This window comes from Streptomyces sp. NPDC004788, assembly GCF_053601115.1.
The window spans coordinates 69,180-95,158 of record NZ_JBSGBF010000009.1; the positions used below are offsets into that span (position 1 = coordinate 69,180).

A 25,979-nucleotide genomic window follows, 5' to 3' on the forward strand; every position below is an offset into this window, starting at 1 on the left:
GGGTGGCCGATCACCACCCCTTCGGCCCCGGCCGTGTGACGGGCACATGTCGGCCGACGACCGCTCTTGGGTCCCGAGGGGGCACGCGGGAGGATGGGGAGATCACCAGCCAGCACATGGGGCACGTAGTGGGAGGAAGCAGCGTGAGCGAGTCGAACACCGGCCGGGGCGTCACGGGCGAGGACGAGGTCGTCGACCTGTGCCGGGACCTGATCCGTATCGACACCAGCAACTACGGCGACCACTCCGGGCCGGGTGAGCGGGCGGCGGCCGAGTACGTCGCCGAGAAGCTCGCCGAGGTCGGCCTCGACCCGAAGATCATCGAGTCGCACAAGGGGCGGGCCTCCACCGTCGCCCGGATCGAGGGGGAGGACCCGTCGCGGCCGGCCCTGCTCATCCACGGCCACACCGACGTCGTCCCGGCGAACGCCGAGGACTGGACCCACCACCCGTTCTCCGGCGAGGTCGCCGACGGGTGCGTGTGGGGCCGCGGCGCCGTCGACATGAAGGACATGGACGCGATGACCCTCGCGGTCGTCCGCGACCGGCTGCGCAGCGGCCGCAAGCCGCCGCGCGACATCGTGCTCGCCTTCCTCGCCGACGAGGAGGCCGGCGGCACCTACGGCGCCCGCCACCTGGTCGACAAGCACCGCGACCTCTTCGAGGGCGTGACGGAGGCGATCGGCGAGGTCGGCGGCTTCTCCTTCACCGTCAACGAGAACCTGCGGCTCTACCTGGTCGAGACCGCCCAGAAGGGCATGCACTGGATGCGGCTCACCGTCGAGGGCACGGCGGGCCACGGCTCGATGACCAACAACGACAACGCCATCACCGAGCTGTGCGAGGCCGTGGGCCGCCTCGGCCGGCACCAGTGGCCGGTGCGGGTGACCAAGACCGTGCGCAGCTTCCTCGACGAGCTGTCGGACGCGCTCGGCACGCCGCTCGACCCCGAGGACATGGAGGCCACGCTCGCCAAGCTCGGCGGCATCGCCAAGATGATCGGCGCCACCCTGCGCAACTCCGCCGCCCCTACCATGCTCGGCGCCGGCTACAAGGTGAACGTCATCCCCGGCCAGGCCACCGCGCACGTCGACGGGCGCTTCCTGCCCGGTTACGAGGACGAGTTCCTGGCCGACCTCGACCGCATCCTCGGCCCGCGTGTCAAGCGCGAGGACGTGCACGGCGACAAGGCCCTGGAGACCAGCTTCGACGGCGACCTGGTCGACGCGATGCAGCTCGCCCTGCGCGCCGAGGACCCGATCGCCCGCGCCGTGCCGTACATGCTGTCCGGCGGCACCGACGCCAAGTCCTTCGACGACCTCGGCATCCGCTGCTTCGGCTTCGCGCCGCTCCAGCTGCCGCCGGAGCTCGACTTCGCCGGCATGTTCCACGGCGTCGACGAGCGGGTGCCGGTCGACGGCCTGAAGTTCGGCGTCCGGGTCCTCGACCGGTTCATCGACGCGAGCTGACCGGGCCGACCCGGACCGACCGAGCTGCCGGGCCGACCGGGCTGACCATCGGAAAATCGACCACCCGTGCAGGGCTGACCGGAAAGAGTGAATGCCCAAGGGCCCTCGTAGCCCCATGAGTTCCCCCTCGTTACAGGTGATGCGGTCCGCGGCTGGGGCCGCATTTGCCAACAAGGAGGAATAATGATCAAGAAGGTCGTCGCTGCTGCGGCTGCCACCGGCGGTCTCGTTCTCGCGGGTGCGGGCATGGCCGTTGCCGACGCGGGTGCCCAGGGTGCGGCCATCGGTTCCCCCGGTGTCCTCTCGGGCAACGTGGTCCAGGTGCCGGTGCACGTTCCGGTCAACGTGTGCGGCAACACGGTCTCCATCATCGGGCTGCTGAACCCCACCTTCGGCAACACCTGCATCAACGCTGACTGACGTTGTGCCTCGTCCCCTGAGGGGCTGAGCCAAGGCCGGCCCCGGAGTGCGTGCCATGCACTCCGGGGCCGGTGGTCATTTCTCGCGGGCCGATCAGGCCCGGAGCAGGCAGGGAAGCAGGTCTACAGCAATGCGACAGGTCACACGCATCACCCGCAAGAGCATCATCACCGTCGCCGCGGCGGGCGGGATGATCGCCCTCGGCGGCGGCTACGCGCACGCGAGCGCGGGCGCGAGCGGCACGGCGTCCGACTCGCCGGGCGTCGCCTCCGGCAACACCGTCCAGGTCCCGGTCCACGCGCCGGTCAACGTCTGCGGCAACACCGTCAACGGTGTCGCGCTGCTCAACCCGGCGTACGGCAACGCGTGCGCCAACAAGAGCGGTTCGGGCGGTGGTTACGGCTCCGGCTCCGGCTCCTCCGCCGACGGCCACGCCTCCCACTCGCCGGGCGTCGCGTCCGGCAACACCGTGCAGGTGCCGATCGACGCACCCGTGAACGTCTGCGGGAACAGCGTCAACGGCGTCGGGCTCGGCAACGCCGCCTACGGAAACGACTGCGGCAACGGCAGCGGCCCCGGGGGCTACGGCGACGACAGCCCCGGCGGCTACGGCGACCAGCCGACGCCGCCCGGCACGCCGACGCCGCCCGGGACTCCGCCCGGCACGCCGGGCACGCCGCCGAGCACGCCCGGCACCCCGGGGACTCCTCCCGGCACCCCGGGTCACCCCGGCACCCCGGACACGCCCGGCGACCAGGGCGGCCACCACCCGGGCCACCCCGGCACCCCCGGCGCTCCCGGTCAGCCCCACGGGCCGAACACGCCCGGTACGCACACGGTCACGCAGGGGCGACCCGGTGAGCTCGCGCACACCGGTGCCGGGACGCCGCTCGGGCTGGCCGTCCCCGTCGGCGCGGGCATGCTGCTCGCCGGCTCCGTGATCTACCGCCGGGCCCGCCGCAGCGCGTAGCACGTACCGAGCGGTCCGTAGCCGTACGGAGAACCGAAGGGGCCCCGCGTCGCGGGGCCCCTTCCTCATGTCACCAGGTGGCGCGGATCTGACGGATGATGCGCCGCCTCAGCCGCACCTTGCGGCTCCCGTCGCGGCGCAGGCTCAGGCGGTCCAACTCCCAGTGCCCGTACTCGGCATGGTCGGTCAGGAGCCGCGTGGCCTCCTTGCGGGAGACGCCGCGCGGCACGTACACGTCGACAAATTCGTATTCCGGCATCGCATCTATTGTGCGGCCAAGGGCCCGGTACGGATAGCGTCTCTCCTATGTCTGATGCTGCGCAGCCCACCGCTGCCGAGGTACGCGCCGCCGCCGAGGCGGTCAAAACCGCACTGGACCGTCACCTCGCTGCGGTCGAACGCCGCACCGGGGAGGACGACCCGGCCGTCTACGAGGCGTTCAACGAGCTCGCCGCGGCGGCGGACGCGTACGACGAACTCCTCTACGCCCGGCACGACGAGGTCACCCCCTTCGAGATCCCCGACGTCAACGACTCCCTGCCGCCCTACGCGGGACCCGAGGAGCCGCACGCGCTCAGCGTGCTGATCCGGCGGGACTACGCCGTGGTGGAGCCGCAGCGGCTCATCGCCCAGGCCCGGCGGGTCACCGACCTCGACCGGGAGGACGAGCCGGCCACCACCCACGCGGCGCTCGGGGTCCTCTTCGGCGAGTACGAACCGGACGAGATCGCCTCCCGGCACAAGGACTTCGGCCTGGAGGAGGGCGACTCCACGCTCTGGGTCGAGGCGGCGGAGGAGCCGCAGGAACCGGGGGAGTGGCTGAACGACCCCTTCGAACACATCGATCCGGAACGGATCGTCTGCCGCTTCGACATCAGCGCCGTCTTCGACGAGGAGGACGAAGAGGACGACGACGGGGAGGAAGACGAAGAGGAAGGCGAAGAGGACGAAGAAGAAGGCGACGAGCTGGTCGAAGAGCCGGCGGGCGCCTGAACGATCGCCCGAGGCGCTGCGCCGCGCCTGGATGATCGCTTGAACGACGGAGGGGCCCTGCCCGCGCGGGCAGGGCCCCTCCCTCACTCCTCGTCCTCCGAAAGCAGCGCTTCGAGGAGCGGACGCAGCCGGGTCGTGCGCTCCGGCGCCGTCACCTCGGCCACCGCGCGCGGCAGCGCCTGCTCGACGCCGTGGACGACCGACAGGTGCCGCTCCGCCCGCCCGAAGGCCGTGTAGACCCAGGGCCGGCTCAGGCCCCCGGCCGCGTCGCCGGGCAGCACCACGACCGCCGCAGGCCAGCGCGCCCCGGCCGCCTGGTGCGCGGTCAGCGCCCAGCCGTGCCGCAGCGTGGCCTCCACCCGCTCCTTCGGTACGACGACCCGCGCGTCCCCGCAGTCCAGGTGCAGGCCCTCGGCGTCGGCCGAGACGACCGTGCCGGTGACCGTACGGCCCGGGGCGGGGGAGTGGGCGACGCGGTCGCCCGGGTCGTAGCCGCCGAAGCGGCCGGGGCCCGGGTTGAGCCGCTGCTTCAGCGCCGCGTTCAGGGCGCGGGTGCCGGCGGAGCCGCCGTGCCCGACCGTGATCACCTGGGTCTGCTCGGCGGGCACGCCGATCGCCCGCGGGATCGAGTCCGCGACGAGCTGCACCGCGCGGTGCACCGCCTCGGCCGCGTCCCTGACCGGAACGATCACGACCTCCTTGCCGGGGGCGGCGACCTGATTGAGCTCGCCGACGGCGATGCCGGAGACCAGCTCGCCGATCGGACCCGGGTCGGGCGTGCGGGAGGCGACCTGCGGGGCGATCCGGGCCGCCAGCAGATCGGCGAAGACCCGCCCGGGGCCCGCCGCGCCCAGCACGTACGGGTCGCCGCTGAGGACCAGCCGGCAGCCGTCCGGCAGTGCCTCGACGAGCGCGGCGGCCGTCTCGACGTCGAGCTGCGGCGCGTCGAGCACGACCAGCAGGTCCAGGGCGAGGGCGCCCTCCGCGTCCCGGCCGGGGCCCGCCGCGCCGGAGAGGAGCGTGGCCAGGGGCAGGGCGCCGTCGCGGGCGGTGTGGGCCGCGAGCGCGACGCGCAGTCCCCGCTCACGGGCGGCGGCGGCCAGCCCGGCCGGTTCGGCGCGGGCGGCCTCGCCGCCGGTGTGCAGCACGAGACCGTTCGCCCCGGCGGCGCGGGCCAGGTCGGGGCCGTCCCACTCGGCGGGCTCGACGGTACGGATCAGCCGGGCGAGCCCGTCGGCGAGGCTCTCCTCGGCGAGCGCGTACCGCTCCAGGCCGAGCAGCACGGGCGCGGGCGTCTCACCCGCGATCCCCTGCTCCTCGCCCTCCTGCCCCTCTTCCGCTGCCTCTTCCTCTTCCTCCTCCTGGAAGACGAGGACCGCCGCCTCGGAGACCGCCAGGTCGACGGCCTTGTCGGGCTCGGGCACCGAGAGCCGGGCGAGCCCGTCGCGCACGGCCCCGATCTCCAGGGCCGTGTGGCCCTTCAGGGCCGCCTGCTCCAGGAGCCAGGCCGTGAGCGCCACCACCCGGCGCGGGTCGCCGGGGCCGCACTCCGGGCCGAGCAGCGCCCGCGCGAAGCCGTCGGCCTGCTCGGCGCGCACCCCGGGCACCGTCAGGAGCTGCCACGGGTCGTCCTCCAGGGCACGCGCCGCGCCCTCGCCCAGCACGCTCGCCACCTGCCCGGCGAGCGCCTCTGGAGCCCCGCCACGCGCCAGCACCTGCCGGACGGCGCCCGCCGTCTCCTCGGTCACCACCGGCGCCGTGGGCACCGGCGGCCGCACGGTCCGCTCCTCCGGCGCGGGCCGGGCCGCGGGAGCGGGCTCCGCGACGCGCGGCACGGCGACCGGCCTGGCGCCGCTCTCCACGGCGCGCACCGCCGCCAACAGATCCGCCGCCGTCCCGCTGAGCTTCCCCCCGGCCTCCACGGGCCCGCCCCGCTCGGCCTTCCGCTGCTCGATCCGCGCCCGGAACTCCCGCTGCGCGGCCAGCTCCGCCTGCGCCTCGCTGAGCCCGGACGCCTCGCCTTCGCTGTCCGTCGCCTCCGTCGAGGACTCGCCCTCGGCGGCGCCGGACGGGTCCTCAGCACCCTGCTCGGCGCTCGACGCGCCGTCGTCCGACGGGGCCGGCCCCTCGCCCGCCGCCCCGCCGGACGGGTCCGCAGCGTCCTCGTCGCCCGCCGGGTCGCCCTCCGCCACGGCCGCCCCCGGCTCCGCTCCGCCGTCCGCCGCTGCCCCGGCCGGCCCCTCGGGCTGGCCCGTGCGGCTTCCCTCCGCCTCCGCAGCGTCGGCCACCCCCGCCTGCTCGGGCTCGGTCGGCGGGGTGGGGGTGGACGGGGAAGGCTCGGTCACAAGGTGCTCCAGTCGTGATCCGGGTAGCGGTGTACGGGCGCCGAGACGTCGTCGAGGGCTCGGCAGATCTCGTCAGGAAGACTAAGGGTCTCCACTGACAACGCCGCCGCGAGCTGCTGCGCGTTGCGCGCGCCGATGATCGGGGCGGTGACGCCCGGGCGGTCGCGGACCCAGGCGAGGGCGACCTGGAGGGGCGTGGTCGCGAGTCCGTCGGCGGCCGTGGTGACGGCGTCGACGATGCGGCTCGCGGTGTCGTCGAGGTAGGGCTCGACGAAGGGGGCGAGGGCCTCGGAGCCGCCGCGGGAGCCGGTCGGGGTGCCGGCGCGGTACTTGCCGGTGAGGACGCCGCGCCCGAGCGGCGACGAGGGCAGCAGGCCTATGCCCAGGTCCAGCGCGGCCGGCAGCACCTCGCGCTCGATGCCGCGCTGGAGCAGCGAGTACTCCATCTGCGTCCCGGCCAGCCGGGTCCGCTCCCCGCCCAGCTGCCAGGTGCCGGCCTTGGCGAGCTGCCAGCCGCAGAAGTTGGAGACGCCGACGTAGCGGGCCCGGCCGGTGCTGACGGCGATGTCCAGGGCCTGGAGGGACTCCTCCAGGGGCGTGTACGGGTCGAAGGCGTGCAGCAGCCACAGGTCCACGTACTCCGTGCCGAGCCGGGCCAGCGAGGCGTCGAGCGCCGCCAGCAGATGCCCGCGCGAGCCGTCGGTGCGCCGGTCCGGGTCGGGCACGTTGCCCGCCTTCGTCGTGATCACCAGGTCGCGGCGCGGCACCAGGCCGTCGAGGAGCCGCCCGAGCAGGTACTCCGCCTCGCCGCCCCCGTACACGTCAGCGGTGTCCACGAGCGTGCCGCCCGCGTCCCAGAACGTCTTCAACTGCTCGGCGGCGTCGTGCTCGTCGGTGTCGCGGCCCCAGGTGAGGGTGCCGAGCCCGAGCCGGGACACGCGCAGGCCGGTACGTCCGAGATGCCTCTGCTCCATGGCCGCGAGATTACTGGCCACGGCACCACGCGGAGAGACCCTGTGGACAACCCGGCTCCCGACGGCTCCTGTCGCACGACCCGGCCGCGCGCTAGAGTCCCGCACACAGAGACGTTACCGATGGGTAAGGGGTACGTGGCATGCGGCTCGGCATCAACCTCGGCTACTGGGGCGCGGGCATGGACGGCGACAACCTCGCCGTCGCCCAGGAGGCGGACCGCCTCGGCTACGACGTCTGCTGGGCGGCGGAGGCGTACGGCTCCGACGCGCCCACCGTGCTCTCCTTCGTCGCCGCGAAGACCGAGCGCATCGACATCGGCTCGGCCATCATGCAGATCCCGGCCCGCCAGCCCGCGATGACCGCCATGACCGCCGCCACCCTCGACTCGCTCTCCGGCGGCCGCTTCCGGCTCGGCCTCGGCGTCTCGGGCCCCCAGGTCTCCGAGGGCTGGTACGGCGTCAAGTTCGACAAGCCGCTCGCCCGCACCCGCGAGTACGTCGAGATCGTCCGCAAGGCCATGACCCGCGAGCGCCTCAGCTACGAGGGCGAGCACTGGACGCTGCCGCTGCCGGACGGCCCGGGCAAGCCGATCAAGCTCACGGTCCACCCGACCCGCCCGCACATCCCGCTCTACATCGCGGCCATCGGCCCCAAGAACCTGGAGCAGACCGGCGAGATCGCCGACGGCGCGCTGCTGATCTTCCCGGCCGCCGAGCACCTGGAGGAGACCGCGCTGCGCCACCTGCGCGCGGGCCGTGAGAAGGCCGGACTCACGATGGACGGCTTCGACGTCCACCCGACCCTGCCGCTCGCCCTCGGCGACGACATCGACGCGCTGGCCGACGTCTTCCGCCCGTACACCGCCCTCTACGTCGGCGGCATGGGAAGCCGCAAGCAGAACTTCTACAACCAGCTCGCCCAGCGGATGGGCTACGAGAAGGCCGCCGCCGAGATCCAGGACAAGTACCTGTCCGGCGACAAGCAGGGCGCCGCCGCGGCCGTCCCGCGCCAGCTCATCGACCAGACCACGCTGCTGGGCTCGGTCGACCGGATCGCCGACCGGATGAAGGCGTACGCCGCGGCCGGAGTGACCACCCTGACCCTGGCACCGGCCGGCTTCACCCTGGACGAGCGCCTCGCGGCGCTGCGGGCGGGCGTCGAGGCCCTGGAGCGGGCCGGACTCGCGTAACGACCCTCGGGCAGGCCCGGACGGCTCGGGAAGGCCGGGAGGGGCTCAGGCAGGCCCGGACGGGCTGGGGGAGGCACGGACGGGCTCGGGCAAGCCTGCGGCCGTGGTGGGGGCTCGGGGGTCTTCCCCGCCACGGCCGTCACGCAGCACAACGCCCGACCCGCGCCCCGGGTTACGCCCCCCGCCCGTCCGTCTTTCGGCCCAGTTTCCGCCTCCTCGTGTTGCCCGCCCCGGCGCGGCGCACTTGACTCGTACCGCACGGGAGGTGGCAGCCATGCTCACGGCCAAGAGCCTGTTCCAGGAAATCATCGACAACGACGAGTCCTTCCAGCTGTTCTGCTCCATCGCCGCCAGCGGCGAGGCCCAGGGCGGTTGGGAGAACGGCCGGATCGCGGCCCTCGTCGCGCCCGGGATGCGCGAGCTCGCGCCCAAGATCGCACGGCACGGCGCCGACGAGGACAAACACGGGCGGATCTTCAACGCGCTGCTCAAGAAGCGCGGTCTCGAACCCGTCCCGGTGCCGCCCGACACCGACTACACGATGCTCCTGGAGCGGCGCGGCATCGGCCTCGCCCACGACAAGCTCCGCCGCGACGAGCCGCTGAGCGAGCGGGACGTCATCGTCTACCTCAGCCACAGCCGGGTCACCGAGCAGCGGGCCGCCGAGCAGATGAACATGCTGGTCAAATACTTCGGCGACGACCCCGAGCTCGGCAAGGCCGTGCGCATGATCGACAACGACGAGGTCAACCACCTCGCCTACTGTCACGAGGAACTGCTCCGGCTCAACTACGCGGGCCACGGCCGGCTCATCCAGCGCACCCTGCGCCAGTCCGCGCTCGCCGAGATCCAGGTCTACCGGGACGTCAGCCTCGCCGTGATGAGCCACATGGGCCGCATCCTGAACTGGCCCAGGACCAGGGCGGCCGCGCTCGCCGCCGGCATCCACGCCATGTACGCGTACGAGCGGGCCGTCGGCTGGCACAAGATGGTCGACCTCAGGATGCCCGAGCGCCGCGACGCCCTCGGAGGACCGGCGACCCCGGCCCACGCCTTCTGAGCCCGCCGGGACCACGAACCACGCAGCCGGCGCGGGCTCACATCCAGCCGCGCCGCTTGAACAGCCGGTACAGGGCCGCCACGATCCCCGCCATCAGCAGGATCACCGCCGGATAGGACCCGACCCAGCGCAGCTCCGGCATGTGGTCGAAGTTCATGCCGTAGATCCCCGCGACCATCGTGGGGACGGCGGCCATCGCGGCCCAGGCCGAGATCTTGCGCATGTCGTCGTTCTGCCGCACGCCCATCTGCGCCAGATGCGCCGACAGGACGTCCGAGAGCAGCCGGTCGAGCCCCTCCACCTGCTCGTTCGCACGCAGCAGATGGTCCTGGACGTCCCGGAAGAACGGCACCGCGTGCTCGTGCACGAAGGGCACCGAGCCGGTCACGAGCCGCTCGACCGGACCGGCCAGCGGGCCGCTCGCCCGCCGGAACTCCAGGACCTGCCGCTTCGCCGTGTAGATCCGCTCCGCCGTCCGCGCCGGATTGCCGCCGGACGGCGCGAAGACGTCCGCCTCCAGCTCCTCCAGGTCGATCTGGAGCTCCGCGGCCACGTCGATGTAGTGGTCCACCACCGCGTCGCTGATCGCGTAGAGCACCGAGGTCGGCCCGTGCCTCAGCACGTCGGGATCGGCCTCCAGACGCTGCCGCACCGCCTTCAGCGGCGCGCCCACGCCGTGCCGCACGGTCACCACGAACGAGTCGCCGATGAAGACCATCAGCTCTCCCGAGGAGACCTTGTCGCTCTCCGGCTCGTACACCACCGGCTTGAGGACCACGAAGAGCGAGTCGTCGTAGACCTCCAGTTTGGGCCGCTGATGGGCCTTCAGGGCGTCCTCGACGGCCAGCGGATGCAGCGCGAACTCGTCGGAGACATGCTCGAACTCGGCCTCCGTCGGCTCGTGCAGCCCCACCCACAGAAAGGCGTCACCCGTCGCCCGCGCCTCCTCCAGGGCGTCCGAGAGGTCGGCGGGGCCCTCCGTCCTGCGCCCGCTCCGATAGATGGCCGAATCCACGATCACGCGCCGCATTCTCCCCTGCCGGACGCGCCGGCGCACCCGGCCGCCCCTCCGGCCCTCGCCACAGCCCGTCCGACCCTGATCCGCCGGACACCCCCTAGGCTGGCCGACATGGCCACCCTGATCCTCGTCCGGCACGGACGCTCCACCGCCAACACCTCCGGGGTGCTCGCCGGGCGTACGCCCGGGGTGGCGCTCGACGAGCGGGGCGCCGCGCAGGCCGCGGCGCTGCCCGGACGGCTCGCCGGCGTGCCGCTCGCCGCCGTCGTCACCAGCCCGCTGCAGCGCTGCCGGGAGACCGTACGGCCGCTGCTCGACGCCCGCCCCGGGCTGCCGCTGCACGTCGAGGACCGGATCAGCGAGTGCGACTACGGCGACTGGTCGGGCCGCAAGCTCGCCGAGCTGACGGACGAGCCGCTGATGCAGGTCGTCCAGGCGCACGCCTCCGCCGCCGCCTTCCCCGGCGGCGAGTCCATGCGCGCCATGCAGGCCAGGGCCGTGGACGCGGTGCGCGACTGGAACGCGCGGATCGAGGCCGAGCACGGCGAGGACGCCGTCTACGCGATGTGCTCGCACGGCGACATCATCAAGGCGCTCGTCGCCGACGCCCTCGGCCTCCACCTCGACCTCTTCCAGCGCATCCAGGTCGACCCCTGCTCCGTCACCGCCATCCGCTACACCCGGCTCCGGCCCTTCCTGCTGCGCCTCGGCGACACCGGCGACCTCGGCTCGCTCGCGCCGCGGGAGACCCCCGCCGACGACGGGGCGGCTGAGGTCGGGGGCGGTGCGGGCGCACCGTGATCCCCACGCGCAGTAGGGTGGACGCGCCGCTGTAGCCGCACGGCCACGCCGGTCCCGCCGGCCGGTCCGGCGGCCACACCACCGAGACCCAAGGGAGTCGGGAACGTGTCCCGTCAGGTGTTCCTCTACGACCCACCGGAGCGTTTCGTGGCCGGCACGGTCGGGCTGCCTGGCCGCCGTACGTTCTTCCTGCAGGCGTCCGGGGCCGGCCGGGTCACCAGCGTCGCCCTGGAGAAGACCCAGGTCGCGGCCCTCGCCGAGCGGATCGACGAGCTCCTCGACGAGGTCCTGCGCCGCACCGGCGGCAACGCGCCCGTGCCCGCCGTCGCACCGCCGGACACCACCGACACCGCGCCCCTCGACGCCCCCGTCGAGGAGGAGTTCCGGGTCGGCACCATGGCCCTCGCCTGGGACGGCGAGGAGCAGCGCATGATCGTCGAGGCGCAGGCGCTCGTCGAGCTCGACGCGGACTCCGAGGAGGACCTCGCCGAGGCCGAGGAGCGGCTGCTCCAGGACGAGGAGAACGGCCCGCCGATGCTGCGCGTCCGGCTCACCGGCACCCAGGCCCGGGCCTTCGCCAAGCGCGCCCTCGACGTGGTCAACGCCGGCCGGCCGCCGTGCCCGCTGTGCAGCCTGCCGCTCGACCCCGAGGGCCATGTCTGCCCGCGCCAGAACGGATACCGTCGCGGCGCATGACCGGCAGTCGAACGACGGGCAAGGGGACCCCCGGCACGACAGAGCTGCTCGCCGAGGGCGAGCTGACCGTGCGCGGCCAGGTCCGCGAGGCGTCCAACGCGGTGCTCTACTGCTCCGTCGCGTACGAGGGCGTGGAGGCGGCCTGCGTCTACAAGCCGGTCGCCGGGGAGCGCCCGCTGTGGGACTTCCCCGACGGCACCCTCGCCCAGCGCGAGGTCGCCGCCTACGAGCTGTCCGAGGCCACCGGCTGGGGCCTGGTCCCGCCGACGGTGCTGCGCGAGGGCCCGTACGGCCAGGGCATGGTCCAGCTGTGGGTCGAGGCCGACCCGGCGGCCGAGCTGCTCGCCCTGGTGGAGGACGAGGAGGCCGGTGAGGGCTGGAAGGCCGTGGGGCACGCCCAGGTCGCCGAGGACCGCACCGCGCTGCTCGTCCACGCCGACACCCCGCAGCTGCGCCGGATGGCCGTCCTGGACGCCGTCATCAACAACGGCGACCGCAAGGGCGGGCATCTGCTTCCGGCGCCGGACGGGCGCCTGTACGGGATCGACCACGGCGTCTCGTTCCACGTGGACGACAAGCTGCGCACCCTGCTGTGGGGCTGGGCGGGGGAGGAGCTGACCGAGGAGGCCATCGCCGTCCTCGCCGTGCTGGACGAGCGCCTCGCGCCCGGCACTCCACTGGCCCAACGTCTCGCGGGCCTGCTGACCGCCGCCGAGGTGGCCGCCCTGCGGGACCGCGTCGCCGTTCTGCGCAGGACCGGGCGGCACCCCGTACCGTCCGGGCAGTGGCCCGCCATTCCCTGGCCGCCCGTGTGAGCACGCGCCGCCGGGCGAATGTTTTCGGCCAATCCCTCCCGGCCGGTCAGACCCCCTGGGGGTATGCACGATCCGGCCGTGGCTGCAAGACCGCGTAATCGGTCAAGATCCCGTATGCGGTTCGTATCCGGAACACCTGTCCGGTTACGCTCAGGACATGCATGCCTGGCCCGCTTCTGAGGTCCCCGCCCTGCCCGGCAAGGGCCGCGACCTCCGGATTCACGACACGTCGACCGGCGGACGAGTGACCCTCGCCCCCGGCCCCGTCGCCCGTCTCTACGTCTGCGGCATCACGCCGTACGACGCGACCCACATGGGTCACGCGGCGACCTACAACGCGTTCGACCTCGTGCAGCGCGTGTGGCTCGACACCAAGCGGCAGGTTCAGTACGTCCAGAACGTCACCGACGTGGACGACCCGCTCCTGGAGCGCGCGCAGCGCGACGGCATCGACTGGGTCGGCCTCGCCGAGCGCGAGACCGCCCTCTTCCGCGAGGACATGACCGCCCTGCGCATGCTGCCGCCGCAGCACTACATCGGCGCGGTCGAGGCGATACCGGGCATCGTGCCGCTGGTCGAGAAGCTGCGGGACTCCGGCGCCGCCTACGAGCTCGACGGCGACATCTACTTCTCCGTCGAGTCCGACCCGCACTTCGGCGAGGTCTCGAACTACGACACGGAGCTGATGCGCCACCTGTCCGCCGAGCGCGGCGGCGACCCGGACCGTCCGGGCAAGAAGAACCCGCTCGACCCGATGCTGTGGATGGCCGCCCGCGAGGGCGAGCCCAGCTGGGACGGCGGCAGCCTCGGCGCAGGCCGCCCCGGCTGGCACATCGAGTGCGTCGCCATCGCCCTCGACCACCTCGGCATGGGCTTCGACGTGCAGGGCGGCGGCTCCGACCTGATCTTCCCGCACCACGAGATGGGTGCCTCGCACGCGCAGGCCCTGACCGGCGAGTTCCCCATGGCCAAGGCGTACGTGCACGCCGGCATGGTCGCCCTGCACGGCGAGAAGATGTCCAAGTCCAAGGGCAACCTGGTCTTCGTCTCCGCGCTGCGCCGGGAAGGCGTCGACCCGGCCGCCATCCGGCTCGCCCTGCTCTCGCACCACTACCGGGCCGACTGGGAGTGGACCGACCAGGTCCTCCAGGACGCCGTCGAGCGCCTGGGCGCCTGGCGCGCGGCCGTCTCGCGACCCGACGGCCCGTCCGCCGACGCGCTCGTCGAGGAGCTCCGCGAGGCGCTCGCCGACGACCTGGACGCGCCGGCCGCGCTCGCCGCGGTCGACCGCTGGGCCGCGCTCCAGGCCGCCGAGGGCGGCACCGACGAGTCCGCCCCCGGCCTCGTCTCGCGCGCGGTCGACGCCCTCCTCGGCGTCGCCCTGTAGCGCACCCTCCGGGCCCCTGCGGGGCCTACAACTCCCATACGTGCAGCCGCCCTTGGACTTCCGCCGAAGTCCGAGGGCGGTTCCGTTTTGCCTCTGGCTCGATGCTCGAATCTGCGCTAAGAACGCTCCATGCAATCATCAATGCGCATGAGAGCTGTCCTCGGCGGAGCCGTGCTCGGACTCCTCGCGGTCTTCGCGGGACCCGGAAGCACCGCCTCCGCCGCACCCGCCGACACCACCGTGGGCGAGGTCACCGGCTTCGCCGCCGACGGAGCCGCCCGCGGCGTCTACCGGCTGACCGCCGGTCACTCCGAGGCCCGGGTCAGCTTCGTCTCCGACGAGACCTTCCGCATCGAACTCGCCCCCGACGGCAGGTTCACCGACCCCACCGGCCAGGACATCGTCCTGCCGCAGGGCCCGCCGCCCGCCACCCACTGGGCCGACCTCGGCGACCGCTACGAGCTGAGCACCGACCGGGTCACCCTGCGCGCCTACAAGTCGCCGCTGCGCTTCGCCGCGCTCCGCGCCGACGGCACGCCCCTGTGGACCGAGACCCAGGGCCTCACCTGGAACCAGGACCGCACCACCCAGACCCTGGCCCGCGGCGCCGACGAACAGTTCTACGGCGCCGGCATGCAGAACGGCCGCGGCAACACCTCCCACCGCGGCAAGACCGTCGAGGTCGGCGTCGACTACAACTGGAACGACGGCGGCCACCCCAACTCCGTCCCGTTCTACCTCTCCTCCGCCGGCTACGGCGTCTACCGCAACACCTACGCCCCCAACACCTACGTCTTCGGCGAGCCCGTCACCACCACCGCCCGCGAACAGCGCTTCGACGCCTACTACTTCGCCGGCAGCGGCCAGGACGCCGTCAAGGACGTCATCGGCCAGTACACCAAGCTCACCGGCAAGCCGTTCATGCCGCCCGTCTACGGCCTGGAGATCGGCGACTCCGACTGCTACCTGCACAACGCCAACCGCGGCGAACGCCACACCCTCGACGCCCTCAAGGTCTCCGACGGTTACGTCCGGAACGACATGCCCAACGGCTGGATGCTCGTCAACGACGGCTACGGCTGCGGCTACGAGAACCTCGCCCAGACCGCCCAGGGCCTGCAGGCCAACGGCGCCCAGCTCGGGCTGTGGACCGAGGACGGCATCGACAAGCTCGCCGACCAGGTGAAGGCCGGCCAGCGGGTCGCCAAGCTCGACGTCGCCTGGGTCGGCTCCGGCTACAAGTTCGCCCTCGACGGCTGCAAGGACGCCTACGCGGGCATCGAGGCCAACTCCGACGCCCGCGGCTTCACCTGGGCCCCCGAGAGCTGGTCCGGCGCGCAAGCCTGCGGCGTCCAGTGGTCCGGCGACCAGTCCGGCAGCTGGGAGTACATCCGCTGGCAGATCCCCACCTACGCCGGTGCCGCCATGTCCGGCCTCGCCTACACCACCGGCGACGTCGACGGCATCTTCGGCGGCAGCCCCAAGACGTACACCCGTGACCTGCAGTGGAAGATGTTCCTGCCGGTCACCATGACCATGGACGGCTGGGCCGCCATGGACAAGCAGCCCTTCCGCTACGGCGAGCCCTACACCTCGATCAACCGCGCCTCGCTCAAGCTGCACGAGGCCCTGCTCCCGTACATCTACTCCCACGCCCACCAGGCCACCGAGACCGGCGTCGGCCTCGCCAGGCCGCTCGCCCTCGAATACCCGGACGACCCGGTCGCCGCCTCGGACGCCGCCAAGTACGAGTTCCTCAGCGGCGAGGACTTCCTGGTCGCGCCCGTCTACAAGGACGCGGTCGAGCGCGACGGCATCTACCTGCCCAAGGGCACCTGGATCGACTACGCGAACGGCCGCACGTACGAAGGCCCCGTCACCCTCGACCACTACAGCGCCCCGCTCGACACCCTGCCCCTGTTCGTACGGGCCGGGGCCGCCGTCCCGATGTGGCCGGGCGGCATCCGCTCGTACACCGAGCGCAAGGCCGGCGACCCGATCGCCTGGGACGTCTACCCGCAGGGCCGGTCCTCCTTCGAGCTGTACGAGGACGACGGCGTCACCCGCGCCCACCGCACCGGCGGCTACGCCACCCAGCTCGCCGAGGTGAGCGCGCCGCAGCGCGGCGCCGGTGACGTCAGCGTGCGGATCGGCCCGAGCACCGGCACCTACACCGGCAAGTCGGCCGCCCGCCCGTACCGCTTCACCGTGCACACCGGCGACAGCCCGAGCACGGTGTGGCTGGGCGACCGGACGCTGCCCCGGCTCGACTCGAAGGCCGCCTTCGACGCCGCCGAGCAGGGCTGGTGGTACGACCGCGACGACCGCGGCGGAGTCGTCCAGGTGAAGACGGGCACGCAGCGCACCGACCGCGGTTTCACCCTCGAACTCGACGACACCAGCGCCGTCGGCGGCGCCGTCCCCGGGGCCGCCGCCACCGTCACCGCGCCGACCGGCCAGGAGCTGGGCGCGGGCGTGCCCGGCACCGTCGCCGTCGACGTCACCGCCGGCACCCGGGACGCCACCGACGTCCAGGTCGCGCTGGCCGCCCCGGCCGGCTGGCAGGTCGCCCCCGCCGCCCCGATCGACCGCGTCCCGGCCGGGGCCACCCGCCGCGTCGAGCTCTCCGTGACGCCGGCCAAGGACGCCGTCCCCGGCGAGACCGTGCTCACCGCGAGCGTCCGGCACCGGGCCGCCGGAGTCGACCGCACCGCCCTCCAGCGGTTCGCCGTCGGCGTGATGCCGCAGCCGCCGACCGCCCCGGCCTGGGCGAGCGACCTGGTCTGGCTGAAGTCCACGAACGGCTGGGGGCCGCCCGAACGCGACCGCTCCAACGGCGAGTCGGGCGCCACCGACGGCCACACCCTCACCCTCGCCGGGCAGACCTACGCCAAGGGCATCGGCGCCCACGCCGACTCCGACATCGAGGTCTACCTCGGCGGCCGCTGCACCGCCCTCACCGCCGACGTCGGCATCGACGACGAGATCAACGGCTACGGCGAGGTGGCCTTCTCCGTCGAGGCGGACGGCAAGGTGCTGTGGACCTCGCCCCGGGTCACCGGCGCCTCCGCCACCGTCCCGGTGAACGTCGACGTGACCGGCGCGCGCCATGTCCATCTGAAGGTCAACGACACCAACGGCTCGAAGAGCGGGGACCACGGGGACTGGGCGGCCGCCCGGTTCACCTGCGCCTGATGCCAACGGCCGTATTCGGCTAATTGGCTTGCGAGCGGCGTGTGTTGTGATGAGCTGTGAGTGCCAATCGACCAGTTGTACGAAAGGGCGCTCGTGTCACGTTCGTTCGCACGCAGAGGTTTTCTGGGAGCCGCCGCCGCCCTCGGCGCGGCGGCTCTCACCGGCCCGCTCGCCGCGGGCCCGGCGCACGCCGCCGACTCCGGTCGGCCGTGGCCCGCCGGCTTCCCGCTGCCGAAGGGCTTCGCGCCCGAGGGCATCGCCATCGGGCACAGCCCGTACGCCTACTTCGGCTCGCTCGCCAACGGCGCCGTCTACCGGGCCTCGCTGGCCACCGGGGAGGGCCGGATCATCCACGAGGGGCTGGGCGACGGGCACATGACCGTCGGCCTCAAGATCGACACCGCCGAACGGCGACTCTTCCTCTCCGGCGGCTACAGCCGGGAGATCCGGGTCGTCGACGTCCGCACCGGCGCGCTGCTGCGCCACTTCACCGGGCTCGGCGCGGAGACCACCATGGTCAACGACGTCGTCCTGACCCCCGGTGCCGCCTGGTTCACGGACTCCTACCAGCCGCAGCTCTACCGCCTCGCCCTCGACCGCGCCGGCGAGCCGGTCGGCGCCCCCGAGACCGTACCGCTCGGCGGCGACTGGACCCAGGGCCCCGACTTCACCGCCAACGGCATCGCCCGCACCCCCGACGGCCGTGCCCTGCTCGTCGTCAACACCGTCGCCGACGGCGGCACGTTGATGCGGGTCGACCCGGCCACGGGCGCCGCGACCGCCGTCGACCTCGGCGGACTGAAGATCCCCAACGGTGACGGGCTGCTGCTCCTCGGCCGCACCCTGTACATCGTCCAGCAGGTGAACAACCAGGTCGACGTGGTCCGGCTGAACGCCGCCGGCACCCGCGGCACGGCCGTCGCCCGGATCACCGACCCGCGCTTCCGCATCCCCACCACTGCGGCGGCCTGGGGCGACCGGATCTATCTGCCGAACGCCCGCTTCGACGTGGAGCCCACGCCGACGACCGAGTTCGACGTGGTCGCGATCGACCAGGTGTGACGGCAAAGCTGTGAAAGCCGTACGGGAGGGGCGGCCGCGCCACCCCTCCCGTACCGGTCACTCCTCGGAGCCGTCCGTGGAGCCGCCCTCGTCGCCGTCCCCCGAGCCGTCCTCGGCGTCGGGCCGCTCCGCCCCCGGCCGCTCCTCCTCCGGAGGCTCCGGCTCCGCGCCCGGCACCGCCTCCGGCCCCGGCTGCTGCGGCTTCGGCGGGCGGGTCCGCTCGCCCGCGCTGTCCCGGAGGTACGAGGCGTCACCGCTCTCCGTCGCGTGCCCCGGGCCGCTCTGGCCCGGCTCGCGGCGCCGCAGATAGCGCTCGAACTCGCGGGCGATGGCCTCGCCGGACGCCTCCGGGAGCTCCGCCGTGTCCCGCGCCTCCTCCAGCGTCTGCACGTACTCGGCGACCTCGCTGTCCTCGGCGGCCAGCTGGTCGACGCCCACCTGCCAGGCCCGCGCGTCCTCGGGCAGCTCGCCCAGCGGGATGCGCAGGTCGATCAGGTCCTCCAGGCGGTTGAGGAGGGCCAGCGTCGCCTTCGGGTTGGGCGGCTGCGACACGTAGTGCGGCACCGCCGCCCACAGGCTCACCGCGGGCACCCCGGCGTGCGTGCAGGCCTCCTGGAGGATGCCGACGATGCCCGTCGGGCCCTCGTAGCGGGTCTCCTCCAGGTCCATCGTGCGGGCCAGGTCGGGGTCGGAGGTGACGCCGCTGACCGGCACCGGACGGGTGTGCGGGGTGTCACCGAGCAGCGCGCCCAGGATCACCACCATCTCCACGCCCAGCTCGTGCGCGAAGCCCAGGAGCTCGTTGCAGAACGAACGCCAGCGCATCGACGGCTCGATCCCGCGCACCAGGACCAGGTCCCGGGGCTTGTCGCCGCCGATCCGCACCACGGAGAGCCGGGTCGTGGGCCAGGTGATCTTCCGGACGCCGCCGTCCATCCACACCGTGGGCCGGTTGACCTGGAAGTCGTAGTAGTCCTCGGCGTCGAGCGCCGCGAACACCTCGCCCTTCCACTCCCGGTCCAGGTGGGCGACCGCGGCGGAGGCGGCGTCGCCGGCGTCGTTCCAGCCCTCGAACGCGGCCACCATGACCGGGTCGATCAGCTCGGGAACCCCCTCGAGCTCGATCACCCAGCGCCTCCTTCGTCGAAGTTCCTGTCGTACGGACCAACCTTATGCCTTTCGGGCGGCCCGTCCGCAGCCCTCGGACGCGCCCGAAGGCCGGTTCGGTTGTGATCGACTACCCAGGAACTCCCGTCGGCACGCGTACGCGCGTCCCTCCTCGTTCACTCCTCCCAGAGCGTGCTGGGCGCCTCCTTCCGTACGACCGGGGCGATCTCCTCGGCGAACCGCTCCAGGGTCTCGATCTGCTCGGCGGTGGACTGCCCGAAGGCGTCGACGGTGATGGACTGCAGGTCGTGTCCGTACACCTCGTGGTAGCCGAGGATCTTGTCGATGATCTGCTGCGGGGAGCCGATGAGCTGCGGTCCGCCCGCGATGGCGTCCTCGATGGTGCGGAACGGGGTGTTGTAGCCGGCCTTCCCCTCCAGGTGGGGGCGGAAGGTCTGGCGCACCTTCGCCTCGTAGAGGTCCTTGTAGCGGCTGACGGCCTGCTCGGCGGTGTCGGCGATGAGCAGCCCGCCGGAGCCCGCCGCCACACGCGCCTCGCGCGGATCGTGCCCGTACTCCTCGAACTTCTCGCGGTAGTGGGCGATCAGCCTCGCGTACGCCTCGCGGGGCTGGATGGCGTTGGCGGTGAACAGCGGGTCGCCGTGCCGGGCGGCGAGTTCGGGGGAGTTGAGGCTGGTCGCCGAGCCGTGCCAGACGCGCGGCGGGCGGCCTTCGTACGGGCGGGGGACCGTGGTCACGTTCTTCAGGGCGGGCCGGAACTCGCCCTCCCAGTCGACGCCTTCCTCCGTCCACAGCCGGCGCAGGAGCTCGTACTTCTCCTTCTGCAGGTCCCACTGGCGCGCCTCGTCCAGGCCGAACAGGTCGAAGTGGCCGGCCTCCGCGCCCTTGCCGACGACGAGTTCGAGCCGGCCGCGGGAGAGCAGGCCGAGCGTGGCGTAGTCCTCGGCGACCCGCACGGGGTCGAGGATCGCGACGACGGTGACGCCGGTGAGGAGCCGGATGCGGGAGGTGCGGGCGGCCAGCGCGCCGAGCACCACCGAGGGGCTGGACGAGAGGAAGGGGCCGGCGTGCCGCTCGCCGACGGAGTACGCGTCGTAGCCGAGCCGCTCGGCGGCCTCGCCGACCGCCAGGACCTCCTCGAGGCGGTCGGCGGCGGCGGGCAGTTCGCCGGTGAGCGGGTGCGGGGCATGGCCGATGAGGGAGAGCACCTGAAACTTCATGCTTCAACTCTGCGCGCGGAGTGTTGCGTTGATGTGGCGGGCGCATGGCGCGCGCCCCGGCACGCGTAAGGGGCGGTCTCCATGGGAGACCGCCCCTTACCACCTGTGGGGGGTGACTAGTTGCCGCGCAGCATGTCCTCGACCTTGCCGCGGATCTCGTCCGTGGCCAGGCCGCGGATGGTCAGCGTGGTGCGGCGGCGCAGCACGTCGTCCGCGGTCTCGGCCCACTCGTGGTCGCGGGCGTAGGCTACCTGGGCCCAGATCTCCGGCGCGTCCGGGTGGATGCGCTCGGCGAGCTCGGGGTTCTCGTTCGCCATCCGGGCGATGTCGAAGGAGAGCGAGCCGTAGTGGGTCGCCAGGTGCTTGGCGGTGTCGGCGGCCATGCGCGGGCCGGGCGCCGGGCCGTCGACGAGGAGCCGGTGGACGACCGCGTTGGGGTTGGCGATGCCCGGCAGCGGCAGCCGCTTCGGCAGCGTGGCGACCGGCTCGTGGTCGTCGCCGAGCGGGTGGCCCGGCAGCGACTCCAGCTTCTTCATGATGGTGCGGCCGATGTGGCGGAAGGTGGTCCACTTGCCGCCGGCCACCGACAGCATGCCGCCGCGGCCCTCGGTGACGACCGTCTCGCGCTTGGCCTTCGAGGTGTCGCCCGGACCGCCCGGCAGCACCCGCAGGCCGGCGAAGGCGTAGGTGATCAGGGAGCGGTCGAGCTGCTGGTCGCGGATGGAGAACGCGGCCTCGTCCAGGATCTGGGCGATGTCCTTGTCGTTGACCGCGACCTCGCCCGGGTCGCCCTCGTACTCCTCGTCGGTGGTGCCGAGCAGGAGCATGTCCTCCCAGGGGAGGGCGAAGGTGATCCGGTACTTGTCGATCGGGGTGGCGAGCGCCGCCTTCCACGGGGAGGTGCGCTTGAGGACCAGGTGCGCGCCCTTGGAGAGGCGGATGGAGGGGGCCGCGTTGGGGTCCTCCATCTTGCGCAGGTGGTCCACCCACGGGCCGGTGGCGTTGAGCACCAGGCGGGCGTCGACGCCGAACTCCTCGCCGGACATCCGGTCGCGCAGCTCGGCGCCGGTGACCCGGCCCCGGGTGAAGCGCAGGCCGGTGACCTCGGCGTGGTTGAGGACGACCGCGCCGGCGTCGACCGCGGCGCGGACCGTCATCAGGGCCATGCGGGAGTCGTTCATCTGGTCGTCGCCGTAGACGGCGACGGCCTTCAGGTTGTCCGTGCGCAGCTCCGGCACGTCCTGGGCGGCCTTGGCGGGGCTCAGCAGGTGGCCGACGCCGTCGCCGAAGGCGGACAGGGCGCTGTAGGCGAAGACGCCGGCGCCGAGCTTGGCCGCGCCGTGCGGGCCGCCCTTGTAGACGGGCAGGTAGAAGGTGAGCGGGTTGGACAGGTGGGGGGCCACCTGGCGGGAGACCGCGCGCCGCTCGAAGTGGTTCTCGGCGACGAGCTTGACCGCGCCGGTCTGCAGGTAGCGCAGACCGCCGTGGAGCAGCTTGGAGGAGGCGGAGGAGGTGGCGCCGGCGAAGTCGCCGGCGTCCACCAGGGCCACCCGCAGCCCGGACTGCGCGGCGTGCCAGGCGGTGGAGATGCCCAGGATGCCGCCGCCGATCACCAGGAGGTCGTACGTCGCCTTGGAAAGCTGCTCTCTGGTCTCGGCGCGGGTCGGAAGGGAACCGGCGGCCGGGTGCATCCCCAGGGAGGGGAGGCTCTGCAGGGTGGTCATCGCGCGTTACTCCTCGTCAGTTCTCTTCTTCGTCGAGCCAGCCCATGGAGCGCTCCACGGCCTTGAGCCAGTTCTTGTACTCGCTGTCGCGCTTGTCGGCGTCCATGCGAGGGGTCCACTCGGCGGCCCGGCGCCAGTTGGCGCGCAGCGCGTCGGTGTCGGGCCAGAAGCCGACGGCGAGGCCGGCGGCGTAGGCCGCGCCGAGGCAGGTGGTCTCGGCGACCATCGGGCGCACGACGGGGGCGTCCAGGAAGTCGGAGAGGGTCTGCATCAGCAGGTTGTTGGAGGTCATGCCGCCGTCGACCTTGAGCGCGGTCAGCTCGACGCCGGAGTCCTTGGTCATGGCGTCGGTGATCTCGCGGGTCTGCCAGGCGGTGGCCTCCAGGACGGCACGGGCGATGTGCGCCTTGGTGACGTACCGGGTGAGGCCGGCGATCACACCGCGGGCGTCGGAGCGCCAGTACGGGGCGAAGAGGCCGGAGAAGGCCGGCACGAAGTAGGTGCCGCCGTTGTCCTCGACGGAGGAGGCCAGGGTCTCGATCTCGGCGGCGGACTTGATGAGGCCCATCTGGTCGCGCATCCACTGGACGAGCGAGCCGGTGACGGCGATCGAGCCCTCCAGGGCGTAGACCGGCTTCTGGTCGCCGATCCGGTAGCCGACGGTGGTCAGCAGGCCGCTGTAGGAGTTGATGATCTTGTCGCCGGTGTTCATCAGCATGAACGTTCCGGTGCCGTACGTGGACTTGGCCTCGCCCTCGGCGAAGCAGGTCTGGCCGAACAGGGCGGCCTGCTGGTCGCCGAGCGCGGAGGCGACCGGGACGCCGTCCAGGAGGCCGCCCTTGACCGTGCCGTACACCTCGGCGGAGGAGCGGATCTCCGGCAGCACGGCGGCCGGGATGTCCATGGACTGCAGGATCTTCTCGTCCCAGGCCATGGTGTGGAGGTTCATCAGCATGGTGCGGGAGGCGTTGGTGACGTCGGTGACGTGGTGGCCGCCGTCGACGCCGCCCGTGAGGTTCCAGATGACCCAGGAGTCCATGGTGCCGAAGAGGATGTCGCCGCGCTCGGCGCGCTCGCGCAGGCCCTCGACGTTGTCGAGCAGCCAGCGGACCTTCGGGCCGGAGAAGTACGAGGCGAGCGGCAGACCGGTCTCGCGGCGGAAGCGGTCCTGCCCGACGTTGCGGCCGAGCTCCTTGCACAGGGCGTCGGTGCGGGTGTCCTGCCAGACGAGCGCGTTGTGGACCGGCTCGCCGGTGTTCTTGTCCCACAGCAGCGTGGTCTCGCGCTGGTTGGTGATGCCGATGGCCTTCACGTCGGCCGCGGTGATCCCGCCCTTGGTGAGGGCGCCGGCGACGACCTCCTGGACGTTGGTCCAGATCTCGATCGGGTCGTGCTCGACCCAGCCCGGCTTCGGGAAGATCTGCTCGTGCTCCTTCTGGTCGACGGAGACGATCCGGCCGTCCTTGTCGAAGACGATGCAGCGGGAGGAGGTGGTGCCCTGGTCGATGGCGGCGATGAACGGGCCGGTGGTGTGGGCGTCGGTCACGGTGTGCTCCAAGGGAGGTCTGGAAGAAGGACGGCTCAGGCGAACGCGATGTTGTAGATACCCGCGGCGATGGCGCCGCCGACCAGCGGGCCGACGACCGGGACCCAGGCGTAGCTCCAGTCGGAGCCGCCCTTGTTCGGCAGCGGGAGCAGGGCGTGCACGATGCGCGGACCGAGGTCACGGGCCGGGTTGATGGCGTAGCCGGTCGGGCCGCCGAGCGAGAGGCCGATGGAGACCACGACGAACGCGGTGATCAGGGCGCCGAGGACGCCGAGGCCCTTGCCGCTGTCGTTGAGGCCCTGGGTGAGCACGGCGAGGACGAGCACGACGGTGCCGATGATCTCGGTGGCCAGGTTCTGCCAGGTGTTACGGATCTCCGGGCCGGTCGAGAAGACGCCGAGCACGGGACCGGCGTTCGGGGCGGCCTGCTGGTCGACCATGCCCTCCTCGTGCGGCGTCGAGATGATCGACTCGTCCGTGAGGTGGGCCCGGAACTGGCCGTAGTACGTGACCCAGACCAGCACCGCGCCGATCATGGCGCCGAGCAGCTGGCCGGCGAGGTAGACCGGAACGTTGCTCCAGTCGCCGTCCTTGATCGCTATCGCGATGGTGACGGCGGGGTTCAGATGGGCGCCGGAAAGGGAAGCGGTCATGTAGACCGCCGTCATGACGGCGAAGCCCCACCCGAAAGCGATCGCGAGCCAGCCCGCGCCGCGGGCCTTCGAGCTCTTGAGCGTCACGGCGGCGCAGACACCGCCGCCGAGCAGGATGAGTACGGCGGTACCGATGGTCTCGCCGATGAAGATGTCGGAGCTGGACACCCGCGACTCCTTTGTCCTTCGTCCAGGGGAAGGCGAACCACGGGTTCCCTCCGGTGGTCCGCGCCCTCGTGTGAGGGCGTTGGCGGCCCTTGGCACTGTCACACCTTAGCGCGTATTGCCGGTAGCTGTTCGACAATGCCGACCGATGAACGGAAGTTTTGCGCCACGGTTAACAGCGCGTCAAGGGTGCTGAGCGCGAAAAACCCGCCGATAACGCGATCGTTACCGGCGGGTTCGGATGTGTTCGGTCGGGCGGCGACCCGGGGTCTCGGACGTCAAGGACGGGCGACGCCTCAGAAGCGGCCGGCCCCCAGGTCCCGGGAGACGGCGCGGGCGCAGTCCCGTACCGCGGCCACCAGCTCCGAGCGCAGCTCGCCCCCGGCGCAGACCCGCTCCACCGCGCCCGTGATGGCCACCGCGCCCACCGGCATCCGGCGCCGGTCGTGGATGGGTGCGGCCACCGAGGCCACGCCCTCCCAGGTCTCCTCCACGTCGGCGGCCCACCCCCGCGCACGGGTCGTGTCCAGCAGCGCCTCGAAGTCCGTGAGGTCGGTGACCGTACGGGGCGTGAAGGAGTCCCGCTCGGCCTCCACCGCCTCGCTGTGCGCCACCGGGTCGTACGCCGAGAGCACCTTGCCGAGCGCCGTGGAGTGCAGCGGCTGCATGGCCCCCACCTCCAGGACCTGACGGCTGTCGTCGGGCCGGAAGACGTGGTGGACGATCAGTACGCCCTGCTGGTGCAGCACGCCCAGGTGGACGCTCTCGCCGCTGGAGCGGGCCAGGTCGTCCGTCCACACCAGGGCCCGGGCCCGCAGCTCGTGCACGTCCAGATAGCTGTTGCCGAGCCGCAGCAGCTCCGCGCCCAGCTGGTAGCGGCCGGAGGCCGGGTCCTGCTCCACGAAGCCCTCGGCCTGCAGGGTGCGCAGGATGCCGTGCGCGGTGCCCTTGGCGAGGCCGAGCGAGGAGGCGACGTCGGACAGGCCGAGCCGGCGCTCGCCGCCCGCGAGCAGTCGCAGCATCGCCGCCGCCCGTTCAAGCGACTGGATGTTCTTCGCCATCGCCCGGCCCTTTCTCACCACATGCTGTTCGACAATGCTGAACACTATCGGTCGATGCCGACCTTGCGTCACACCTGACAGTGTCGT

The 25,979-nt window shown here is 72.6% G+C and carries 22 protein-coding genes; 12 read left to right on the forward strand and 10 right to left on the reverse strand.

Annotated elements, in window-relative coordinates:
- The first annotated feature begins 143 nt into the window (after positions 1-143).
- The 3 genes from ACWEJX_RS07005 (at position 144) to ACWEJX_RS07015 (ending at position 2,859) form a co-directional block, all read left to right on the forward strand.
- Complete coding sequence (locus ACWEJX_RS07005) at positions 144-1,469, forward strand: M20/M25/M40 family metallo-hydrolase (RefSeq protein WP_451606494.1); 1,326 nt, start codon at positions 144-146, stop codon at positions 1,467-1,469.
- A 183-nt stretch (positions 1,470-1,652) separates the two neighbouring features.
- Positions 1,653-1,889, forward strand: coding sequence for a chaplin ChpH (gene chpH / locus ACWEJX_RS07010; protein WP_451606495.1), 237 nt, complete (start codon positions 1,653-1,655; stop codon positions 1,887-1,889).
- 130 nt (positions 1,890-2,019) lie between these two features.
- Entirely contained in the window at positions 2,020-2,859 is an 840-nt protein-coding gene (locus ACWEJX_RS07015) for a chaplin (RefSeq protein WP_451606496.1), read from the forward strand.
- A gap of 70 nt (positions 2,860-2,929) precedes the next feature.
- Here ACWEJX_RS07015 and ACWEJX_RS07020 read toward each other — a convergent pair whose 3' ends face one another.
- Positions 2,930-3,118, reverse strand: a complete 189-nt coding sequence (locus ACWEJX_RS07020) for a DUF5703 family protein (RefSeq protein ID WP_451606497.1) — start codon at positions 3,116-3,118, stop codon at positions 2,930-2,932.
- A gap of 47 nt (positions 3,119-3,165) precedes the next feature.
- Here ACWEJX_RS07020 and ACWEJX_RS07025 point away from each other — a divergent pair, with 47 nt between their 5' ends.
- A complete protein-coding gene (locus ACWEJX_RS07025; protein WP_451606498.1) occupies positions 3,166-3,852 on the forward strand; it encodes a hypothetical protein in 687 nt (228 codons plus the stop codon).
- Positions 3,853-3,935: 83 nt separating this feature from the next.
- Here the strand turns inward: ACWEJX_RS07025 and ACWEJX_RS07030 are convergent, their stop codons facing one another.
- Positions 3,936-6,140: a helix-hairpin-helix domain-containing protein gene (locus ACWEJX_RS07030; RefSeq protein WP_451606526.1), complete on the reverse strand. Its 2,205-nt coding sequence runs from the start codon at positions 6,138-6,140 to the stop codon at positions 3,936-3,938.
- A gap of 53 nt (positions 6,141-6,193) precedes the next feature.
- Positions 6,194-7,171 (reverse strand): aldo/keto reductase, encoded by a 978-nt coding sequence (locus ACWEJX_RS07035; RefSeq protein WP_451606499.1) that lies wholly within the window; start codon positions 7,169-7,171, stop codon positions 6,194-6,196.
- A gap of 140 nt (positions 7,172-7,311) precedes the next feature.
- On the opposite strand from ACWEJX_RS07035, the gene ACWEJX_RS07040 reads away from it, so the two are divergent.
- The gene (locus ACWEJX_RS07040; protein WP_451606500.1) at positions 7,312-8,361 is read left to right on the forward strand and encodes an LLM class F420-dependent oxidoreductase; all 1,050 of its coding nucleotides are present in this window, start codon (positions 7,312-7,314) and stop codon (positions 8,359-8,361) included.
- 274 nt (positions 8,362-8,635) lie between these two features.
- Positions 8,636-9,421: a ferritin-like domain-containing protein gene (locus ACWEJX_RS07045; RefSeq protein WP_451606501.1), complete on the forward strand. Its 786-nt coding sequence runs from the start codon at positions 8,636-8,638 to the stop codon at positions 9,419-9,421.
- A gap of 37 nt (positions 9,422-9,458) precedes the next feature.
- Here the strand turns inward: ACWEJX_RS07045 and ACWEJX_RS07050 are convergent, their stop codons facing one another.
- Complete coding sequence (locus ACWEJX_RS07050) at positions 9,459-10,451, reverse strand: magnesium and cobalt transport protein CorA (RefSeq protein WP_451606502.1); 993 nt, start codon at positions 10,449-10,451, stop codon at positions 9,459-9,461.
- A gap of 99 nt (positions 10,452-10,550) precedes the next feature.
- On the opposite strand from ACWEJX_RS07050, the gene ACWEJX_RS07055 reads away from it, so the two are divergent.
- The 6 genes from ACWEJX_RS07055 (at position 10,551) to ACWEJX_RS07080 (ending at position 18,395) form a co-directional block, all read left to right on the forward strand.
- Positions 10,551-11,240 carry a histidine phosphatase family protein gene (locus ACWEJX_RS07055; protein WP_451606503.1) on the forward strand — a complete coding sequence of 230 codons (690 nt, stop codon included), beginning with the start codon at positions 10,551-10,553 and terminating at the stop codon, positions 11,238-11,240.
- A 105-nt stretch (positions 11,241-11,345) separates the two neighbouring features.
- Positions 11,346-11,936 carry a DUF3090 domain-containing protein gene (locus tag ACWEJX_RS07060; RefSeq protein ID WP_451606504.1) on the forward strand — a complete coding sequence of 197 codons (591 nt, stop codon included), beginning with the start codon at positions 11,346-11,348 and terminating at the stop codon, positions 11,934-11,936.
- Positions 11,900-12,751 carry an SCO1664 family protein gene (locus tag ACWEJX_RS07065; RefSeq protein WP_451606527.1) on the forward strand — a complete coding sequence of 284 codons (852 nt, stop codon included), beginning with the start codon at positions 11,900-11,902 and terminating at the stop codon, positions 12,749-12,751. The genes ACWEJX_RS07060 and ACWEJX_RS07065 overlap by 37 nt, the downstream gene beginning before the upstream one ends.
- A gap of 157 nt (positions 12,752-12,908) precedes the next feature.
- Positions 12,909-14,138 (forward strand): cysteine--1-D-myo-inosityl 2-amino-2-deoxy-alpha-D-glucopyranoside ligase, encoded by a 1,230-nt coding sequence (gene mshC / locus ACWEJX_RS07070; RefSeq protein ID WP_451606505.1) that lies wholly within the window; start codon positions 12,909-12,911, stop codon positions 14,136-14,138.
- A 129-nt stretch (positions 14,139-14,267) separates the two neighbouring features.
- Positions 14,268-17,333 carry an NPCBM/NEW2 domain-containing protein gene (locus ACWEJX_RS07075; protein ID WP_451606506.1) on the forward strand — a complete coding sequence of 1,022 codons (3,066 nt, stop codon included), beginning with the start codon at positions 14,268-14,270 and terminating at the stop codon, positions 17,331-17,333.
- Positions 17,334-17,426: 93 nt separating this feature from the next.
- Positions 17,427-18,395: an SMP-30/gluconolactonase/LRE family protein gene (locus tag ACWEJX_RS07080; protein ID WP_451606507.1), complete on the forward strand. Its 969-nt coding sequence runs from the start codon at positions 17,427-17,429 to the stop codon at positions 18,393-18,395.
- A gap of 57 nt (positions 18,396-18,452) precedes the next feature.
- On the opposite strand, the gene ACWEJX_RS07085 is transcribed toward ACWEJX_RS07080, so the two are convergent.
- From ACWEJX_RS07085 to ACWEJX_RS07110, 6 genes are all read right to left on the reverse strand, one after another.
- On the reverse strand, positions 18,453-19,523 hold the full coding sequence (locus ACWEJX_RS07085; protein ID WP_451606508.1) for a PAC2 family protein: 1,071 nt from the start codon (positions 19,521-19,523) through the stop codon (positions 18,453-18,455).
- 155 nt (positions 19,524-19,678) lie between these two features.
- Positions 19,679-20,743, reverse strand: a complete 1,065-nt coding sequence (locus ACWEJX_RS07090; RefSeq protein WP_451606509.1) for an LLM class flavin-dependent oxidoreductase — start codon at positions 20,741-20,743, stop codon at positions 19,679-19,681.
- Positions 20,744-20,859: 116 nt separating this feature from the next.
- Positions 20,860-22,467, reverse strand: coding sequence for an FAD-dependent oxidoreductase (locus ACWEJX_RS07095; protein ID WP_451606510.1), 1,608 nt, complete (start codon positions 22,465-22,467; stop codon positions 20,860-20,862).
- A 16-nt stretch (positions 22,468-22,483) separates the two neighbouring features.
- Entirely contained in the window at positions 22,484-24,013 is a 1,530-nt protein-coding gene (gene glpK, locus ACWEJX_RS07100; RefSeq protein WP_451606511.1) for a glycerol kinase GlpK, read from the reverse strand.
- A gap of 35 nt (positions 24,014-24,048) precedes the next feature.
- A complete protein-coding gene (locus ACWEJX_RS07105) occupies positions 24,049-24,834 on the reverse strand; it encodes an MIP/aquaporin family protein (protein ID WP_451606512.1) in 786 nt (261 codons plus the stop codon).
- Between the two features lie 293 nt (positions 24,835-25,127).
- On the reverse strand, positions 25,128-25,892 hold the full coding sequence (locus ACWEJX_RS07110; RefSeq protein ID WP_451606513.1) for an IclR family transcriptional regulator: 765 nt from the start codon (positions 25,890-25,892) through the stop codon (positions 25,128-25,130).
- Positions 25,893-25,979: the final 87 nt, after the last annotated feature.

Excerpts from the sequence above, each read along its gene's own strand:
- chpH (WP_451606495.1), top strand. The coding sequence starts at position 1,653 with ATGATCAAGAAGGTCGTCGCTGCTGCGGCTGCCACCGGCGGTCTCGTT.
- ACWEJX_RS07015 (WP_451606496.1), top strand. The coding sequence starts at position 2,020 with ATGCGACAGGTCACACGCATCACCCGCAAGAGCATCATCACCGTCGCC.
- ACWEJX_RS07020 (WP_451606497.1), bottom strand. The coding sequence starts at position 3,118 with ATGCCGGAATACGAATTTGTCGACGTGTACGTGCCGCGCGGCGTCTCC.
- ACWEJX_RS07025 (WP_451606498.1), top strand. The coding sequence starts at position 3,166 with ATGTCTGATGCTGCGCAGCCCACCGCTGCCGAGGTACGCGCCGCCGCC.
- ACWEJX_RS07035 (WP_451606499.1), bottom strand. The coding sequence starts at position 7,171 with ATGGAGCAGAGGCATCTCGGACGTACCGGCCTGCGCGTGTCCCGGCTC.
- ACWEJX_RS07040 (WP_451606500.1), top strand. The coding sequence starts at position 7,312 with ATGCGGCTCGGCATCAACCTCGGCTACTGGGGCGCGGGCATGGACGGC.
- ACWEJX_RS07045 (WP_451606501.1), top strand. The coding sequence starts at position 8,636 with ATGCTCACGGCCAAGAGCCTGTTCCAGGAAATCATCGACAACGACGAG.
- ACWEJX_RS07050 (WP_451606502.1), bottom strand. The coding sequence starts at position 10,451 with ATGCGGCGCGTGATCGTGGATTCGGCCATCTATCGGAGCGGGCGCAGG.
- ACWEJX_RS07055 (WP_451606503.1), top strand. The coding sequence starts at position 10,551 with ATGGCCACCCTGATCCTCGTCCGGCACGGACGCTCCACCGCCAACACC.
- mshC (WP_451606505.1), top strand. The coding sequence starts at position 12,909 with ATGCATGCCTGGCCCGCTTCTGAGGTCCCCGCCCTGCCCGGCAAGGGC.
- ACWEJX_RS07075 (WP_451606506.1), top strand. The coding sequence starts at position 14,268 with ATGCAATCATCAATGCGCATGAGAGCTGTCCTCGGCGGAGCCGTGCTC.
- ACWEJX_RS07090 (WP_451606509.1), bottom strand. The coding sequence starts at position 20,743 with ATGAAGTTTCAGGTGCTCTCCCTCATCGGCCATGCCCCGCACCCGCTC.
- ACWEJX_RS07095 (WP_451606510.1), bottom strand. The coding sequence starts at position 22,467 with ATGACCACCCTGCAGAGCCTCCCCTCCCTGGGGATGCACCCGGCCGCC.
- ACWEJX_RS07110 (WP_451606513.1), bottom strand. The coding sequence starts at position 25,892 with ATGGCGAAGAACATCCAGTCGCTTGAACGGGCGGCGGCGATGCTGCGA.